Below are 16,543 nucleotides of genomic sequence, written 5' to 3'. Positions count from 1 at the left end.
ATGTCCCTCCTGAGAGAACTCTCTTCCTTTATTTTAACGATAATCCCGTTTCATCAAACGTTGGCTGCCTACAATCAAGATCAAACTAAGAATAATAATGGCTGTGGAAATCGCGCTTCCGAAGCCGAAACGATATACATTGAAGGTGCTGTTATACATGTAGGAAGCCAGCAGTTCGGTTGAATGCGCCGGACCCCCGCCTGTCATGACATAGATCAGGTCGAATGCCTTCAAACTTCCCGAGATACACAGGACGACAGCAACTTTAACAGTATCCCAGATCATGGGCAGCGTGACGGCAAACAATTTGCGAACCGGTCCCACCCCATCAAGCTGCGCAGCATCTTCGATTTCTGGCGAAATATTTTGTAAAGCGGCAATAAACATAATCATATAAGGTCCAATATAATTCCAGATGATCGGCACCATGAGTGCGTACATCGATACTTTCGGATCGGAAAGCCAAGCTTTCTTCCAGCCGTCCAGGCCGACGCCATCGAGCAAGAAGTTCAAAATACCGATTTGCGGGTGATAAATGTAACCCCAGATGATCCCGACAACAACCGAGGAGAGCACCATAGGCATAAAAACGGAAGCACGAATGACACGTTGGAAAAACGTACTCTTCATAAGCAAAAGCGCTAAAATCAAAGCAATCGGCACTTGACCGAACACGGACGCTGCAACGATAAGCATATTGTTTTTGAACGACTTCCAGAAAATTGGATCTTGGAACACTTCTACATAGTTGTCTAATCCGATAAATTTGGCCGCTCCGATCCCTTTCCAGTCGAAAAAGCCATAGTAAGCTGACCAGAAAATCGGTACGATGACAAAAAACAGATAGAGCACTAAGGCTGGAAGAAGCCCTATAGTTATGAATCCTCTGATTCTTGCGGATACGGTCATGACTTCATTTCCCCCCTTGCTAACTTTTTTTGAAAAAAGGGCTCCAGCCGAACCTGGCTGGAGTCCTATGGCCATACGTTATTTGCCGACGGCTTTCGCCTGTGCGTCTTGAATTTTCTTGGCGATATCCTCCGGCTTGCCGCCCATGAGGAGCTCTTGAAGACCATTGTTCACAACATCAGCGCTAGCGGAGCTAAGCTTGCCGTCGTATACAGGAGTTTTCTTAACCGTATTCATCATTTTGTACACTTCTGCGAACAAGGAGGATACTTTTGTCGTATCCAAATCTACTTTGTAGGACACAAGCTGATTGCTTTCCAAAATAGCTTTCTGTGCTTCTGGACCAGACAATGCGTAGATCAACTCGTAAGCTGCTGCTTTTTGTGCGCCGGTAACTTTCTTGCTCATTCCAAGACCTGTACCTACTACACCGGAAAGTGAGTTTGGATCCCCTTTACCGTTAGGGACAGATGGCAGAACCGTTACAGCCATGTTAGCCAAAGCTTCTTTGGATGTATTCGCTGCCAGGTTCGGAAGCGCCCAACCGCCGTCGATCATCATAGCGGCTTTGCCTTGTGCAAACATTTGTTCCATTTGTGTATTATCGATGGAGTTGAAACCATCTTGGAACGCGCCTGCTTTACCAAGCTGCTGGAGATACGTTAGCGATTGCACGAATTCCGGATCCGTGAACTTCGCTCCGTTCTGATCTACCGCTTTCAAGAACCATTCCGTTCCTGTCACGCGGTCAGCGAGCGAGCTAAGGATACTGGATTGCGCTACCCATGCCGCTTTGTTACCTAGTGCGATTGGCGTTACATTGTTCTTTTTGAACGTGTCCACCAGCTTCATGAGATCATCCCAAGTTTTTGGCGGCTGAACATTATATTTATTAAAGATTTCTTTGTTGTAGTAAAGGATCGACGTTGGGGACAAAGCCATTGGCGCAGCATACGTTTTGCCGCTGATTGTGAAATCATCGAAGGATCCTGGCATAAAGCCATTTTTCCACTCGGTTTTGCTGTCAAGCAGCTCGTTGATCGGCTGAATCAAGTCGCCACCGACGAACTCCTTTGTCATAACACCAGGCCACATGACGAATAGATCCGGCATTTCATTTGCTGCAGCAACTGTTTTAAGACGCGGACGGTAGCCATCGGGTGGAATCCCCTGAATATCCAACTCCACGTTCGGGTGGTCTTTCTTGAACTTTTCCATATATTCACGCATCAATTTGGCGCGAAGATCTTCACCTGTATAGTTGTGCCAAATGGATAGTTTAACTTTTTCACCAGGCTTAGCTGCTGCTTCTGTCGACTTAGGTGCTGCGCTATCTTTGGCTGTATCTGTTGTGCCACCAGCACCGCAACCAGCTAAGAGCGCTAGTGACATTGTGGCCGCCAATGTAACGATAAATGACTTCTTCATTCGTTGGACCCCCTAAAAGTTTCGTAAAAACCTAATCTGTAGCTCTCTTGTTACAACTTTAGTATAGGGGACATCTGTAGGAGACGGTACGGGAGAGACTTCGGCGCAAGGGGGGACATTTTTCAGTCTTTAAATTTTGTCGATTCCAGTCGAACCCTGTCGATATTCGGATGGGGTTTGCCCGGTATGCTTTTTAAATTGCTGCGTAAAATACTTGATGTCCTCGTATCCCACTCTTCTGGCAATATCGCTGACTTTGGTTTGTGTACTTTGCAGCAGATCTACCGCGCGCTTCATCCTCTCCTGTGTGACGAACTCAATATAGGTGCATCCGGTCTCCCGTTTAAATACTTCGCTAAAATGATTCGGATTGATATGAACAAAACCGGCAACCTGCTGCAGTGAAATCGGCTGATGCAAATTATCGCGGATATAGGCAATTGACTTGTACACATAAGCATACTTATTCTGATCCAGCCCTTGATGGAACAGGTTCATAATCGCTGTAAGGATTTTGAAAATCTCCTCTTCCGGGCGCCCTTCCCCTTCATAGGAGGGGAGTTTGTTACGCGAAGCCTCCGATGAATTCGCCCGCTCCAACCAGCGGTGGCCAGCGATAATCATCGATTGCAGATAGCCCTGCACCGTCATCGGCGTCGCAAAGGCGTCTTCCATCAGCGCGCGCACCCGCTGGTTCACCCAATGCCGCAGGTCCGTCGCATTGCCGCTCATCAGAATGGCCGCAAGCTCGGCTTCCTCCTTCTCGGTAAGAACCGTACGCCCCCCGCTTCGCTCTCGAATATCCGCCAATGTGAAAAGACCTTGCGAACCGAGCAGTCCTTGGTACGCAAAAACCTCTTTTGCAGCCAGGTAGGAATTCTTCAGGCTATCGTAATCCCGCGCAACGGTTCCGAGCGCCGCAAATGCCGTGCATTTCAACGTTTCGGTTACCCGCTTCAGCGCAGCTTTAAGCCCCGCTTGCTCCATGCCGCTTTCTTCATAACGGACAACAAGCAGCAAGTGCTCCTTGTTCATAAGCGTCACGCACGGAAGCAGCTCGAAGAGGATATTCTGCGCTGCGCCTTGCAGCAGCTCCGTAAGCCCCGCTTCCCAGCCCGATACGGAAACGAGCATCACTTGCATTGCCGCGGCCACCCCGGATTCCGGATGAACGTCTACGCCGTTTCTGTGGAACCAGACACGCAGCTGTTCCCTTGCTTCCGCATCATCGTGCAAGCCCCGTGTTAGCGCTCGATCTAACAACTGATTGCGCAGCGCAGCCTGCTGGAGATTCTCCTGCTTCATCGTTTCCCATTTATCCATCACGTTCTGCTTCGCTTTCAATGCAGCTTTAATAATCTCTTCCGGGCGGCTTGTCTTCAGCAAATAATCGGTCACCCCTTCACGGAGCGCTTGTTGGGCATAGGAGAAATCATCATACCCCGTCAGGATGACGATCTCGGTATCCGGTAGTTGCGCTTTGATTTCACGGGCCAGCTGAATCCCGTCGATCCCCGGCATACGGATATCCGTCAGCACGATGTGAGGCTTTTCTTCCGCAATCCGCTCTAACGCCTCTTCCCCCGAAGATGCTGCAGGCAGCAGTTCAAGCCCGAGTTCTTTCCAATCGATCACGGTACAAAGACCGGTTCTTATTATCACTTCATCGTCTACAATCAAAATTCTCATGTCGTCAGCTCCCCCGTCCCAAGCGGAATTGAAAATGATATCCGAGTTCCCATACCTAACGTGCTTTCCACAACAAGGCCCGACCCAAGGCCATAATGCAGCAGCAATCGTCTGTGCACATTAATAAGTCCATAAGAGGTCACCGGCAGCTTCGCTTCCTTCGCAACTTCGGTTAGCATTCCCAATTGTTGGTTAGCCGCAACCAGCTGTCCGTGAATGTCGCGCAGCTTCGCTTCGTCCATGCCGATTCCCGTATCTTCTACGACAAATTTCATCTGATTATCGCGCAGTTCCCCATGGACGTAGACATGCCCTTTGGCTTTCTTTTTCTGAATACCATGAATGAGACTGTTCTCAATCAACGGCTGCAGCAGCAGCTTCAGCATCGTCGTTTGCAGCATTTCCGGAACAATAAAAAACTCAATCTCGAACTGATCGGGAAAACGCATGGCCTGGATATAGGCATAATTCTGGGCATGTGAAATTTCCTGCTGAACCGAACAGAACTCTTCGCCCTTATTTAGGCTAAAACGCAAGAAATCACTAAGCGCCCCAATCATCTCGGCAATTTGACGATCCTTGTTCATGAGAGCAATCCAGTGGATCGAAGAAAGTGTATTGTATAAAAAGTGCGGATTAATCTGCGCCTGAAGGGCCATGATGTCTGCTTCCTTCTTTTTCGCTTCATTTTGCTGCACTTGATCCTTCAGCCTGCCGATCCGCTCGCTCAGCTTATTATAGCTGTGAACCAGCAGCCCGACTTCGTCGGCGCTTTTCACCTCATAGGTCGGGATCGCCTCATCCGGATTCAAATCTTTCAACGATTTGGTTAACCTGGTTAACGGTTTAGTCACCCATTGCAAGAAATAAAGCACTAACCCCATTGCAAGCATGAGCGCAATAACAATCGTCACAGCGGTTACGGTAAGCACGTAACCATTTTGTTTCTGGTAAATTTCTGTCGGGATGAACCCGACCAATTTCCAGCCTAAACGAGGCATAGAGTTATACAAAACCGTGTGCGGCAGTTCCCCTCTCGGTACGTTAAGCACACCATTGGTTTCACCCAGCTTGTCTAAGTTCGGAAACACATCTCCAACCTTCCGAGCCAACCAGCCTGGTTCGCCCCCAGCAATAATTTGATTGTATTGGTCAGTCAGCATGACAAAACCACTGCTTTCCCAACCCGCATCCGTCAAATAATGCTCAATCTCCGCTTGATCAAGGGAAAAAGCGAGCGTTCCGATCGTTCGGAATGTGCTGACATCCCTGATTGGTCTAACGAGTGTGATCACCCTCTTGGGACCGTCCGTTGTTTGGTTCACATAAAGCGGCGACCACCATTTGGTTGTGGATTTGTAAACGGATTCATACTGTTGTAAAAGCGGATTAAGTCCTGAATTCGTAATCGTCGTTGTGTATAATACCGGATTGCCATTTATCGGGGTAATCGTAATGTTAGAAATATATTTTTTGGAATAGGATAAGTTCCATAAGGTCCCGACAATTAGCGAATAGCTGTTTACGTCCCCTTCTTTATTGCTTAAGTAGGTTTGAATATCTTTTTGGCCGATAAGAAAAATGGACATATTCTCCACGTCTTGAATAACGAAATCCAGCTTATCCGTTATTTGTTTCAGGGTGTTCATGCCGGCCTGCTTCGCTTTATCTTCCGTCACCGAAGTGGCAATGCGATAGGAAACGGTCCCCATGGAAAGCAGCGGCAATACGACTGCGAGTAAAATAATTAATGACAGTTTGCGTTTCAGGGACTTGGCAAACCAGCGTCTCATGGGCGCCCCTCCTTCCTTTTTACTTTTACATAGTAGCATGTGCAGTGTTTAGACATCTTACTTTTCTTTAGGCAACCAAACTTTTTGTTTGATATTAGAAATTTTTATGTTACCATTTTGCTCAAGACAAGAAAGCAAAACCAAACGAATTGGCACAAACCTGGCTCGACGTATACCCAAAAGGTTACGAAACGATTTGCGCCTATCTGAATATTTCAAAGTATACCCTCTACAGCTACTTGGAAGAAAGTAAAAGTGCAGCGAAAAGGGAGTGATGTTTGATGGAATCATTGGAAACAACTAAAACATTGGAAGCGTTGGAAAAATTAGAAGGATTAGAAGCAATAGAGACCCCGAGTCTCCTCATCGATGCTGTTCGGATGGATCGCAACATTGAGGCCATGGCTGATGTGGCCCGCATCCATCAAGTGAACCTGCGTCCTCATGCGAAGACGCATAAGATCCCCGCTATCGCGCTGAAGCAGATCGAAGCTGGGGCTGTCGGTATCACCGTGGCGAAAATAGCGGAAGCAGAAGTCATGGCCGCGCATGGCATTCGCAACATTTTTGTCGCCTACCCGCTTGTCACCGCCAGCAAAATCGAACGCGCCATTCGTCTGAGCGAGCAAATCGAGCTCATTGTTGGTGTCGATAGCTTGGCAGGTGCTCAGCAATTGGAGCACGTCGCCAGCCGCCATCGGCACTCCTTGCAGGTTCGGCTGGAAATTGACACAGGCCTGCGCCGTACCGGCGTTTTGTACGATCAGGCCGCTGCTCTGGCGGCTGAAATTACTGCCATGCCGCACTTGCGGCTGACCGGCATCTACACCTTCCGCGGCTCCTTGCTTGCCGGTAAGCCGACGCTTGACGTTGCAGCAGCCGGTAAGGAAGAAGGCGCGTTGATGGTGCAGCTCGCCGAGCGCCTCAGAACACAGGGCATCGCGATCACGGATGTCAGCGTGGGCTCCACGCCAACCGCTGCTTACGCTGCGGCGGTTGAAGGCGTGACCGAGGTGCGCCCCGGCACCTACGTGTTCCACGACAGGATGCAGGCCCGGCTAGGTGTCTGCATCTTGGAGGACTGCGCGGGCAGCGTGCTCGTCACCGTCGTCAGCCGTCCCTCGGCTGACCTCGCGATTGTCGACGGCGGCAGTAAAACCTTCGCCACCGACGTTCAGCCGGGCACCGAGCCTCTGCAGCTGAAGGGCTTTGGGCACATCCTCGGGCTTGCGGATGCGACGTTAGCCCGCTTAACCGAGGAACATGGCATGATTGAGCTAGGACCGCTAGCCCAAGCGGCCAACCTGCAAATAGGCGATAAGCTGCGTATTATTCCCAATCATATTTGCAGCACCGTCAACTTACATAATCATGTGATGATGCAGAGTGGCCATACTTACACTCTTACACCTGTGCTTGCTCGAGGCATGCTGGAGTAAGCTTAATACACATAAAAACTGGAGGTCAATCGCATGTCGAACATTGAACAACGCCTGCAAGAGTTAGGGATTACACTCCCTCCATCCCTTGAACCACGCTTTACATACATTCCTTGCAATCAAACAGGGAATCTCATCTATTTGTCCGGTCAAGACTGCCGGATTAACGGAGAATTGATGTATGAGGGCAAGCTTGGCCGTGAAGTGACGATTGAGCAGGGACAAGCGGCAGCACGCCAAACCATCATTAACTGCTTAGCGGTTATGAAGGGACATCTCGGTGATTTGGACCGGGTCGTTAAAATCGTGAAGATGCTCGCTTTCGTCAATAGCGCACCGGGTTTCGGAGACCAGCCTTATGTCATCAACGGCGCGTCCGATTTGTTAGTCGATGTTTTCGGCGAAAAAGGCAAGCATGCCCGCTCCGCCATCGGCACAAGCGATCTGCCTTTTCACACACCGGTGGAGATTGAGCTGATTGTTGAAGTGCGGGATTAAACACGTAGGGCATCTCGGCGTGCGCGAATGATAGGTGACTGGAGTATCCACCGTTATGGTTAACGCCGAATACTCCTGCTATATTCCGCGTCTGGCTCCTTTTTTTCCAATTAAGTGGAGTTTCTGATGCTAATTTTGCCATATCTAACAGTTTCCACCCTGCACCCAGCGATTTAGATGGAGTTTCTCCAGCTAATTCCCCCTGTCGGCAGAAACGGTGCAGATTATCGGCATAAATTCCTTCTATTCCACTCTACACGCCGTGTAACAAATACAAATACAAAACAGGCCTGAGGAAACATCCTCAGGCCTATTCCGCCGCACTCACACACGGAATCGAGCAATCAAACCCTGCAAGTCCCCGGCCATGCTGTTCAGCACGGAGGCCGAAGAGACAATCTCCTCCATACTCGCATACTGCCCCTCGATATTGGAGGAGACGTTGCGCGCACCGGAAGCGGTCTGCCCCGCGACTTCGTCAATACCGCGAATCACGTCAACGGCTGCGCTCGTTTTCGTGGAGATAGCGGCCGAGCTGGCGGCCACTTCCGCAATCTGGCGAGCGACATCGTCCATCGCATCGCTGATGCGCAGGAACGTTGCCTGTGCTACGCCGACAACTTCAAGCCCCGTCTCCACCTCTTGGCTTCCTGCCTGGGTGGCGTTCATAACCACACTTGTTTCTTCTTGTATACTCGAAACAAGCTGAGTCACTTCTTCAGCCGCTGCTCCCGTCTGAAGAGCCAGCTTGCGGACTTCATCGGCGACGACCGCAAAGCCTTTGCCGGCCGCCCCTGCCCGCGCAGCCTCAATAGAGGCATTCAATGCGAGCATATTCGTTTGTCTCGCAATACCGGCAATGATGGCATTCGCTTGCACGATTTGCTCAGAGCGCTCCCCTAGCCGCTGAACAGATTCTACAAGCACCTTCATCTTTTGAGAGATAGCTTGCATTTGGGCAATCGCTGTCTCAACGGCTGTGTTACCCGCGCCTGCGGCTTCCAAGGCGAGTGAAGACTGCTGGTTGGCTGTTTGCGTGACGCCTACAATTTGAATAACCGCTGCTGACATTTCTTCCATGATGGAAACGCCTTGCTGCACACTCCGTACCTGCGCATCCGTCCCCGTCGAAATCTCCTGAATCGTATAAGTGATCCGCTCCGAAGACTCACTAACCTGCTCAGCATTATTGCTTAGCGCATCAGAGGCGGCGGCTACATGCTGGGCACTGCTGCCCACCTGGCTGATTAAGCTGTGGAGATTAGCTTTCATGCCATTAAAGGCCATAGCCAAATCCCTTAATTCGTCTCTATTGCTCACATAGATGCTGCCGGTCGATAAATCGCAGTCCGCAATCCTTTCTGCGGCTCTCACCATAGAACGTATTGGATTCACAATCGTCCGCGATAATAAGAGGCCAATCGCCAACGCAAATAAGAATGCAGCTACGCTAACATAAATCAACGTTCGAACGGTCGATTGCACGACCTCATGATTACGTGCCGTATCCACTTCCTGAACGGCTCTTTCCAATTCTTCGATCTTCGCTGCAGACTGCGTTAACGTTTCTGTCGTGGGAATCGCCCACTGCATCGCCTCGGCTTTGGCCAAATCGACATTCCCTTTATCCGCGTATTCCGCCACTTTATTAACCAGACGCATGAACGTTTGGTTAGAATCCGCCATGGACTGGATCGCGCCCTGCTCGTCCTCATTTTTGGCAAACTCGCTCATTTGTCCAATAATCTCAGTTAACCCTGCATTCGTTTCCGTTAAAAACTTCTCTTTCTCTTTCGTCGGATTAAGCACATAACCTAGCAGCAGGCTGTTCTGTAGTTGCGTCTTCTCTTTAATCTCTGCAACATGCCGAAGAATCGTTACATGATCGTTCAAAAGCTTGGAATAAGAGCGATCAACTTTATTCAGATAGATGTAAGACAAGCCGCTAGTCACCGCAACAAGTAATGAAACAATAACGAAGGTTCCTACAATTTTGCCTCTTAAAGAAATTGAAAACCTCTTTTTTTCCGTAGCGGAAATCTTTTTTTCCTGCATACATGGGCCCCCTTTTTATGTAGCAACCGTTTTCAATTGTCTTCGTAAAATAACAGGCTGCCCCTTTACGCGACAGCCTGCTATCCTTTTTGCTTTATTATTTAGAGTTCATGTATTTACGCATATCGAACGCTACCGCAGCCACGATGATAACACCTTTAATGATTAGCTGCCAGTAAGGGCTGATCCCGATAAACGTCAAACCGTAGTTGATTACGCTGAAAATGAGTACCCCTGCAAGTACGCCGGGAACCGTTCCGATACCACCGGATGTCGATACGCCGCCGACTACACAAGCTGCGATCGCATCAAGCTCGTACATGTTTCCGTAGTTGTTCGTTGCGCCGCCGGTTCTTGCTGCTTCCAGCACCCCAGCCAATCCGTACAAAGCGCCCGCAATGGAGTAGATGTAAATCAGGTAACGGTTAACGTTAATCCCCGAAACAACTGCAGCATGAATGTTGCCACCGATTGCGTACATGTATTTACCAAGTTTGGTTTTGTTGAAAACGATCCAGACGATAATCGCTACAGCTACAGCAATAATAACGATATAAGGTAATGAGTACGTGGCATCAGAGCCAATAGAACCTGTTCCTAGTTTACTAAAATCAGGTCTCAAACCACCGATAGGCTGGGACTGATTCGGTTTCATATCGAAGTACAAGGAGTTGGCACCGTATACGGCAACCATCGTTCCTAATGTTGCGATGAAAGGTGGAACCTTCAATTTAGCGACGATAATTCCATTAATGAGACCTACCAAAAGACCAGCCAGAATCGCAATGATAATTGGAACAAGCAGCGGTAAGTGCGGTAGATCCGGGAAAAATCTGCGGCCATAATCCTGCGTTTGCAGCATGGATGCCGAGATAACGGCCGTCAAACCGACAATCCGTCCAGTCGAAAGGTCGGTGCCTCCCGTGATCAAGATGAAGGCAGCACCCAAAGCAATAATGACACGTGTGGATGACTGCAGCAAAATGTCACGTAGAATACTAACGGATAAAAAGCGCGGATCATAAATTGCGATCCCAATAACGAGCACGACCAATACGATGTAGATTGCGTATTTGGTCACGAACCCACTAATGTCTCTAGATTTTAATGTTTCTGTTTTTGTACTCATGGTTTCTTGGCCCCCCATTTATGCCATATGCTGTGCAGCAAGGCGCATGATCTCTTCTTCTGTTGCTTTATTTCCTTCTACGATCCCCGTAAGGCGTCCTTCACACATGACCATGATTCGGTCTGACATCCCAAGAAGCTCGGGCATTTCAGAAGAGATCATGATAATACTTTTCCCCTGCTTCGCAAGGTCAGCAATGATGGAATAAATCTCAAACTTCGCTCCTACGTCAATTCCGCGAGTCGGCTCATCCAGCAGGAGCACGTCCGGCTCTGTAAGCAGCCATCTGGCCAAGAGCACCTTTTGCTGGTTACCACCAGAAAGGTTTTTGATCAATGCATGCATGTTCGGCGTTTTCACCCGAAGCATCTCAATGCTTTTCTCTACTTCGACTTTCCGTTTCGCCTCTTGAATGAATCCGAGTGGGTTCATGTATCGGCCTAAATTCGCAATGACCGTATTCTCAAGCACGGACAATACCGGGAAAATCCCTGTCACGCGGCGCTCTTCCGTAAGCAGCGCGATTTTGTGCTTAATGGCGTCAATCGGCGATTTCAGCTTTACTTGCTTGCCATGGATCGAAATTTGGCCGGATGCAACACCGCGTAGTCCGAACAAAGCTTCCATCAGTTCCGTCCGCTGTGCGCCAACCAAACCGCCCACGCCAAGAATTTCTCCCTTACGAAGGTCGAAAGAAACATTTTTAAAAGATCTTGGAATGACCGAAGTCAGTCCCTCAACACTCATTAATACACCGTTCGGTACATTGCTTCGTTCAGGGAAGCGCTCTTTGAGATCACGTCCAACCATCTTCGAGATGATCATATCGGTTGTCAGCTCTGAGGATGGCCACGTCCCAATCTTTGTTCCGTCACGCATAATCGTTACTTCATCCGAGATTTCAAGAATTTCTTCCATTTTATGTGAAATATAGATGATCGAGACGCCACGACTTTTCAGGTCGCGAATGATGCGAAATAGCTGTTCAACTTCATTTCCTGTTAATGACGAAGTCGGCTCATCCATAACAATGACTTTCGAATTGAAAGAAACGGCTTTGGCAATTTCAATGGACTGCACTTTCGAAACCGACAAGGTGCCAACGAGTGTGTCCGGTTTAATATCCATTTGGAGCTGTTCAAACAACTTTTCTGTATCTCTGCGCATCTTCTTGTGATCCACTAACTTCAATGGCCCAATCCCTTTTTCCGGGAAGCGGCCCAACCAAATGTTCTCCATCACGTTGCGATGAGGAACCGGGTGCAGCTCTTGATGAATCATGGAAATGCCGTTTGCTAACGCATCCTTGGAATTAAGGATGGACACGGTCTCGCCGTTCAGCTTGATCTCTCCGCCATCCGGCTTATAGATACCGAATAAGCATTTCATCAACGTCGACTTACCAGCCCCGTTTTCTCCCATCAAAGCATGCACGCTTCCTGGGCGAACTTTCAGGGTAACGTTATCCAGCGCCTTGACGCCGGGGAACTCTTTGGAGATTTGATTCATTTCCAGTAAATACTCATGTAATGTCATGGTAACTCCCCCTACCAGCTCACGATAATCCCCACAAAGTGAAGCCATTGTTCTAAGCCTTTTTCTCTGTATCTTTGCACGGGTTTCCAAATAAGAAGGCAAGAGCGGATAACTGCTCTTGCCCGCTTCTATTCGGATTACTTCGCTTCGTTCATGTTCGCTTTTGTAATCTTTTTGTAGGAAATCCAAACATATTTACCGTCTGTTACATCGTAGCCTGTTGTTTCTTTGCTTGGTGTTTGACCGTTAGCAAGAGCAGTTGCTACGTTCGTTGTTGCAGCACCTTGGTTTTTCGCATCGTTCAGAACAGTTCCGAGCAATGTGCCATCGCTAAGTGCTTGAAGCGCAGGAGCCGTAGCGTCAACGCCTACAACCGGCAAGAATTTATTGTCTTTGAAGTAACCTTTTGCTTTCAAAGCTTCGATAGCGCCAAGAGCCATATCGTCGTTGTTCGCAAGAACAGCTTCGATTTTGTTTTCACTGGAAGCTAGGAAAGCTGCCATTTTTTCTTGACCTTTTACACGATCCCACATCGCTGTATCTTCTGCTACTTTCTCTACGCCAAGACCAGCATCTGTGATTGCTTGGATGGAGAACTTCGTGCGAAGCTCAGCATCTTGGTGTCCTGGTTCGCCTTTCAGCATAACGTATTGAATTTTACCGTCTTTGTTTTTGTCCGCTTCCGGGTGAGCTTTGAAGTAGTCAACCAGCAATTGGCCTTCCATTGTTCCGGATTGCTCAGCTTTCGCGCCTACATAGTAAACTTTATCCCATTTCTTCATATCGTCAGCCAGCGGCTCACGGTTCAAGAAGACCACCGGTACGTTAGCTGTTTTTGCTTTATCGATGATAACGCCTGCTGCTGTACGGTCAACCGCGTTGATCGCAAGAGCGTTTACTTTTTTCGTGATGAAAAGGTCAACTTTATCATTTTGTGTTGGTTGTGAGTTTTGGCTGTCTACGATATCCACAGTTGCTTTGTCTTTCGCTGCATCAGCGATCGCCGCGCGAACACCGGACATGAATGTATCGTCAAATTTATAAATAGCTACACCGATTGTTGGTTTTTTGCCGTCTGTTTTAGCAGGAGCTGCTGTTGCCGCTGCGCCAGCACTTGCTGCTGGAGCTTGAGATGCTGCTGGTTTTTCTGTTTTAGCGCCACATCCTGTTACGGTTGCAACCAAAGCACTCGCTACTGCAAGGGTAATCAATTTTTTCAAGGTAAGACCCTCCCTAAAAGGTTGTTTTGTTTGTTTATTTACATTTCTAAATATACGGCATGCGGACTACGAAACAAATGCAATATCCTCATATCTTCTATCGAAATTCTCATCACTTTATAAACGGAAATAGCAATTTTTGATTATCCGACCAAAACATATTATTAAGGTCGATGGCCTTAATCCCGGTATCTACACGGCTCGGAATCTTCTTCCCACGTGAGGCTTCAACCGCATTTTTAACGCCTAAATACCCGATGCTGAACGGATTTTGAATAATCGTAGCTTGGATAACGCCTTCCTGCAGCAGCTCCAACTCTTCCGATGTGCTGTCAAATGTAATGATTTTCACTTTATCTTGCAGATTCATTCGTTGAATCGCATCGGCAACACCAATGGAGGAGATTTCATTCAGGGCAACAATCCCGTCCAAATGCGGATACTTCTCAATGATGCCTTGTGTTAGCTGATCCGCCGTCCCCCGGTCTGTCATCGTGTATACCTTGGCAATGACCTTTATGGTCGGATATTTCGATATTTCATCCAAAAGCCCTTGCTCCCGAAGCTCCGTATTGCGCTCTCCTTGTTTAAAGCTCACAATTGCGATATTTCCTTTGGGTCCGGCAAGCTTAATTAATTGCTGACCTGCCATTTGACCAGCCTCATAATTGTTGGCGCCTATGAAGCTTCTCGCTTTGCGTGACTCCACTTCAGAGTCGATCGCGACAACAGGAATGCCTCGTCCCTCAGCATCGTCTACAACTCCCGACAATTCCTTATAGTCATTAGCCGCAAGCACGATGGCGTCAGGACCGCTACTAACGGATTGCTCCATTAAGGCGATCTGCCCTTTCACATCCCCTTCATCGTCCGGCGCCCTGAAATCCAAAGTCACATTAAATTCCTTCGCAGCGACCTCCGCTCCCATTTTAACCGTTTTCCAATAGTCCCCGTTCTGGCTTCTTAACACCACTTCCAAATGCTTCTTCTTCTCGGTGGGTGTACTCTCAGTCTCCGTATTGCGCATACAGGAGGACATGGAGAAGGCAGCGGCCAATATGGCGAATATGAGGGGGCCAAGTTTCATTGTTTTATCCATCGCTTATCCTCCCTATTCATCTTCCAATATGGCTGGAATCCAGATTTTCACGATCGTTCCTTCTTCAAGCTCGCTCTCCACCTTAACGCCATAATCCACGCCAAAATACAGCTGAATCCGCTCATGCACATTACGCAGACCAACCCCTGAGCCCTTATCGCTTTTTACAGAGCCAATCATAATGTTTTTGAGTGTTTCCTCTGACATCCCAACACCATTGTCCTGGACCTGGAGCTGTATTTTATCGCCTATTTTCCTAGCTGATATGTGAATATGACCTTCGTCCACCATATACTCGATGCCATGATAGAGCGAATTCTCTACAAACGGCTGCAAAATTAACTTTAGCGTTTTATAAGGCAGCACTTCTTCATCCACTTCTATGTCATAATCGAACTTGTCCTTATACCTCATCTTTTGAATGATTAAATAGTTCCGAATATGCTCGATCTCATCTGCAATCGTAATGATATTCTTCCCTTTGCTGAGCGAAATCCGAAAAAACTTGGACAAGGAGGTAATCGTCGTAACAACCTCTTCGTTTTTCCCGTTCCCAACCATCCGAACCACGGAATTGAGCGTATTGTACAAAAAATGCGGATTAATCTGCGATTGCAGCACCTCAAGCTCGTTTTTTCTCTTGATCTCTTGCTCATGAATATTTTGATCCATCAGCTCGCGCACCCTGGATACCATGAGATTGAACCTTCGTGAAAGCTGCTCCACTTCATCTGCGCCGCGAACATGTATGTACGTGTCAAAATGCCCCTTCTCGACCATTTCCATCGATTTCTTAAGCCGTTTGATCGGCTTGGAAATGCGCGCTGACATGAAGGAGGAGATGAGCAAAATAAAAATAAGAACAATGACCAACAGCCAAATCATAAATGTGCTGATTTCCTTGCGGGTCGTGATCATTTCATCCATATAGGAGACCCCGATAATTTTCCAACCGATATTATTAACGGTCCTAACGACATTAAGCCGGGGTTCCCCCTCGCTGACATCCATATACTTGCCGTAGGAGAATTTGAGCGCCTGCTCCACATTTTCATACTTTAAGCCAATATAAATAAGCTGCTGTTGAGGATGGTACACAATGTTGCCTGCCGAATCATCAATGATGTACACGTAACCTTTTTTGCCTAAGGAAACCGTACGGAACACGTCATCCAGCGTTTTAAAATTCACATCCACCAGAAGCACCGCGTCCTCCCACTTCCCGCCATGCTCGATAGTAACTCCTTTACTCATCGAAACAACCCACCGGTACGGATCTTTGAATAGGTTCTGAATATGCGGCAGCGAAAAGGAAAGATGGTTCGGATTGTCCAAAGCGGACTTAAACCAGGACTGTTCAATCAGCCTCGTATTTTTGCGCATGCCGGCATTCTGGAGACCCGTAATCAGCTCGCCATCCGCAGCAAATAAATTAATGGAGACAATATCCTCGCGCGTGCTTGCGATCGTTTCCAACTGTTCCGTCAGCTTGTCGGAGGGGATGCCGCGGCTTTTGGCAATCTTGGCATCGACCACCTCGAACGTGTCCGCCATGCCTTTTATATAATTTTCCAAGTTAAACTGGACCTGTTCTACAATCTGCTGTGTATTTAAAAAGGCACTTTCTTCCGCCGTCTTGGAGAACTTATTATAGAGCACCAGTGAAATGATCAGCATAACGGTCACGGTGATGAAAATAAAAGACATCGTAATCGCAAATTGGATGCTTTTCACCCGGATGGTATCGA

The 16,543-nt window shown here is 48.1% G+C and carries 12 protein-coding genes; 2 read left to right on the top strand and 10 right to left on the bottom strand.

What is annotated here, in order from left to right; translation table 11 throughout:
* Window positions 1-33: 33 nt before the first annotated feature.
* The 4 genes from ACKTT9_RS03785 to ACKTT9_RS03770 all read right to left on the bottom strand — a co-directional run bounded on the left by ACKTT9_RS03785 (window position 34) and on the right by ACKTT9_RS03770 (window position 5,819).
* Window positions 34-909, bottom strand: a complete 876-nt coding sequence (locus ACKTT9_RS03785; protein ID WP_127458203.1) for a carbohydrate ABC transporter permease — start codon at window positions 907-909, stop codon at window positions 34-36.
* A gap of 78 nt (window positions 910-987) precedes the next feature.
* On the bottom strand, window positions 988-2,337 hold the full coding sequence (locus ACKTT9_RS03780; protein ID WP_407870533.1) for an extracellular solute-binding protein: 1,350 nt from the start codon (window positions 2,335-2,337) through the stop codon (window positions 988-990).
* 129 nt (window positions 2,338-2,466) lie between these two features.
* Window positions 2,467-4,026 carry a response regulator gene (locus tag ACKTT9_RS03775; protein WP_407870532.1) on the bottom strand — a complete coding sequence of 520 codons (1,560 nt, stop codon included), beginning with the start codon at window positions 4,024-4,026 and terminating at the stop codon, window positions 2,467-2,469.
* Window positions 4,023-5,819, bottom strand: coding sequence for a sensor histidine kinase (locus ACKTT9_RS03770; protein ID WP_407870531.1), 1,797 nt, complete (start codon window positions 5,817-5,819; stop codon window positions 4,023-4,025). The genes ACKTT9_RS03775 and ACKTT9_RS03770 overlap by 4 nt, the downstream gene beginning before the upstream one ends.
* A 281-nt stretch (window positions 5,820-6,100) precedes the next feature.
* On the opposite strand from ACKTT9_RS03770, the gene ACKTT9_RS03765 reads away from it, so the two are divergent.
* Together ACKTT9_RS03765 and ACKTT9_RS03760 are read left to right on the top strand one after the other, a co-directional pair.
* Complete coding sequence (locus ACKTT9_RS03765; RefSeq protein WP_407870530.1) at window positions 6,101-7,258, top strand: alanine racemase; 1,158 nt, start codon at window positions 6,101-6,103, stop codon at window positions 7,256-7,258.
* A gap of 33 nt (window positions 7,259-7,291) precedes the next feature.
* A complete protein-coding gene (locus tag ACKTT9_RS03760; RefSeq protein WP_407870529.1) occupies window positions 7,292-7,756 on the top strand; it encodes a RidA family protein in 465 nt (154 codons plus the stop codon).
* A 324-nt stretch (window positions 7,757-8,080) separates the two neighbouring features.
* Here the strand turns inward: ACKTT9_RS03760 and ACKTT9_RS03755 are convergent, their stop codons facing one another.
* The 6 genes from ACKTT9_RS03755 to ACKTT9_RS03730 form a co-directional block, all read right to left on the bottom strand.
* Window positions 8,081-9,811 (bottom strand): methyl-accepting chemotaxis protein, encoded by a 1,731-nt coding sequence (locus ACKTT9_RS03755; RefSeq protein ID WP_407870528.1) that lies wholly within the window; start codon window positions 9,809-9,811, stop codon window positions 8,081-8,083.
* Window positions 9,812-9,908: 97 nt separating this feature from the next.
* Window positions 9,909-10,940 (bottom strand): galactose/methyl galactoside ABC transporter permease MglC, encoded by a 1,032-nt coding sequence (gene mglC, locus ACKTT9_RS03750; RefSeq protein WP_407870527.1) that lies wholly within the window; start codon window positions 10,938-10,940, stop codon window positions 9,909-9,911.
* A gap of 18 nt (window positions 10,941-10,958) precedes the next feature.
* Window positions 10,959-12,476: a sugar ABC transporter ATP-binding protein gene (locus ACKTT9_RS03745; protein WP_157325961.1), complete on the bottom strand. Its 1,518-nt coding sequence runs from the start codon at window positions 12,474-12,476 to the stop codon at window positions 10,959-10,961.
* A 137-nt stretch (window positions 12,477-12,613) separates the two neighbouring features.
* The gene (locus tag ACKTT9_RS03740; protein WP_315956034.1) at window positions 12,614-13,696 is read right to left on the bottom strand and encodes a galactose ABC transporter substrate-binding protein; all 1,083 of its coding nucleotides are present in this window, start codon (window positions 13,694-13,696) and stop codon (window positions 12,614-12,616) included.
* Between the two features lie 112 nt (window positions 13,697-13,808).
* Window positions 13,809-14,795: a substrate-binding domain-containing protein gene (locus ACKTT9_RS03735; protein ID WP_407870526.1), complete on the bottom strand. Its 987-nt coding sequence runs from the start codon at window positions 14,793-14,795 to the stop codon at window positions 13,809-13,811.
* A gap of 12 nt (window positions 14,796-14,807) precedes the next feature.
* Window positions 14,808-16,502, bottom strand: coding sequence for a sensor histidine kinase (locus ACKTT9_RS03730; RefSeq protein WP_407872954.1), 1,695 nt, complete (start codon window positions 16,500-16,502; stop codon window positions 14,808-14,810).
* Window positions 16,503-16,543: the final 41 nt, after the last annotated feature.

The sequence above is a fragment of the Paenibacillus sp. P36 genome (assembly GCF_045866505.1).
GTDB classification, from domain to species: Bacteria; Bacillota; Bacilli; order Paenibacillales; family NBRC-103111; genus Paenibacillus_E; species Paenibacillus_E chondroitinus.
This window is presented reverse-complemented; position numbering and strand designations above follow the sequence as displayed.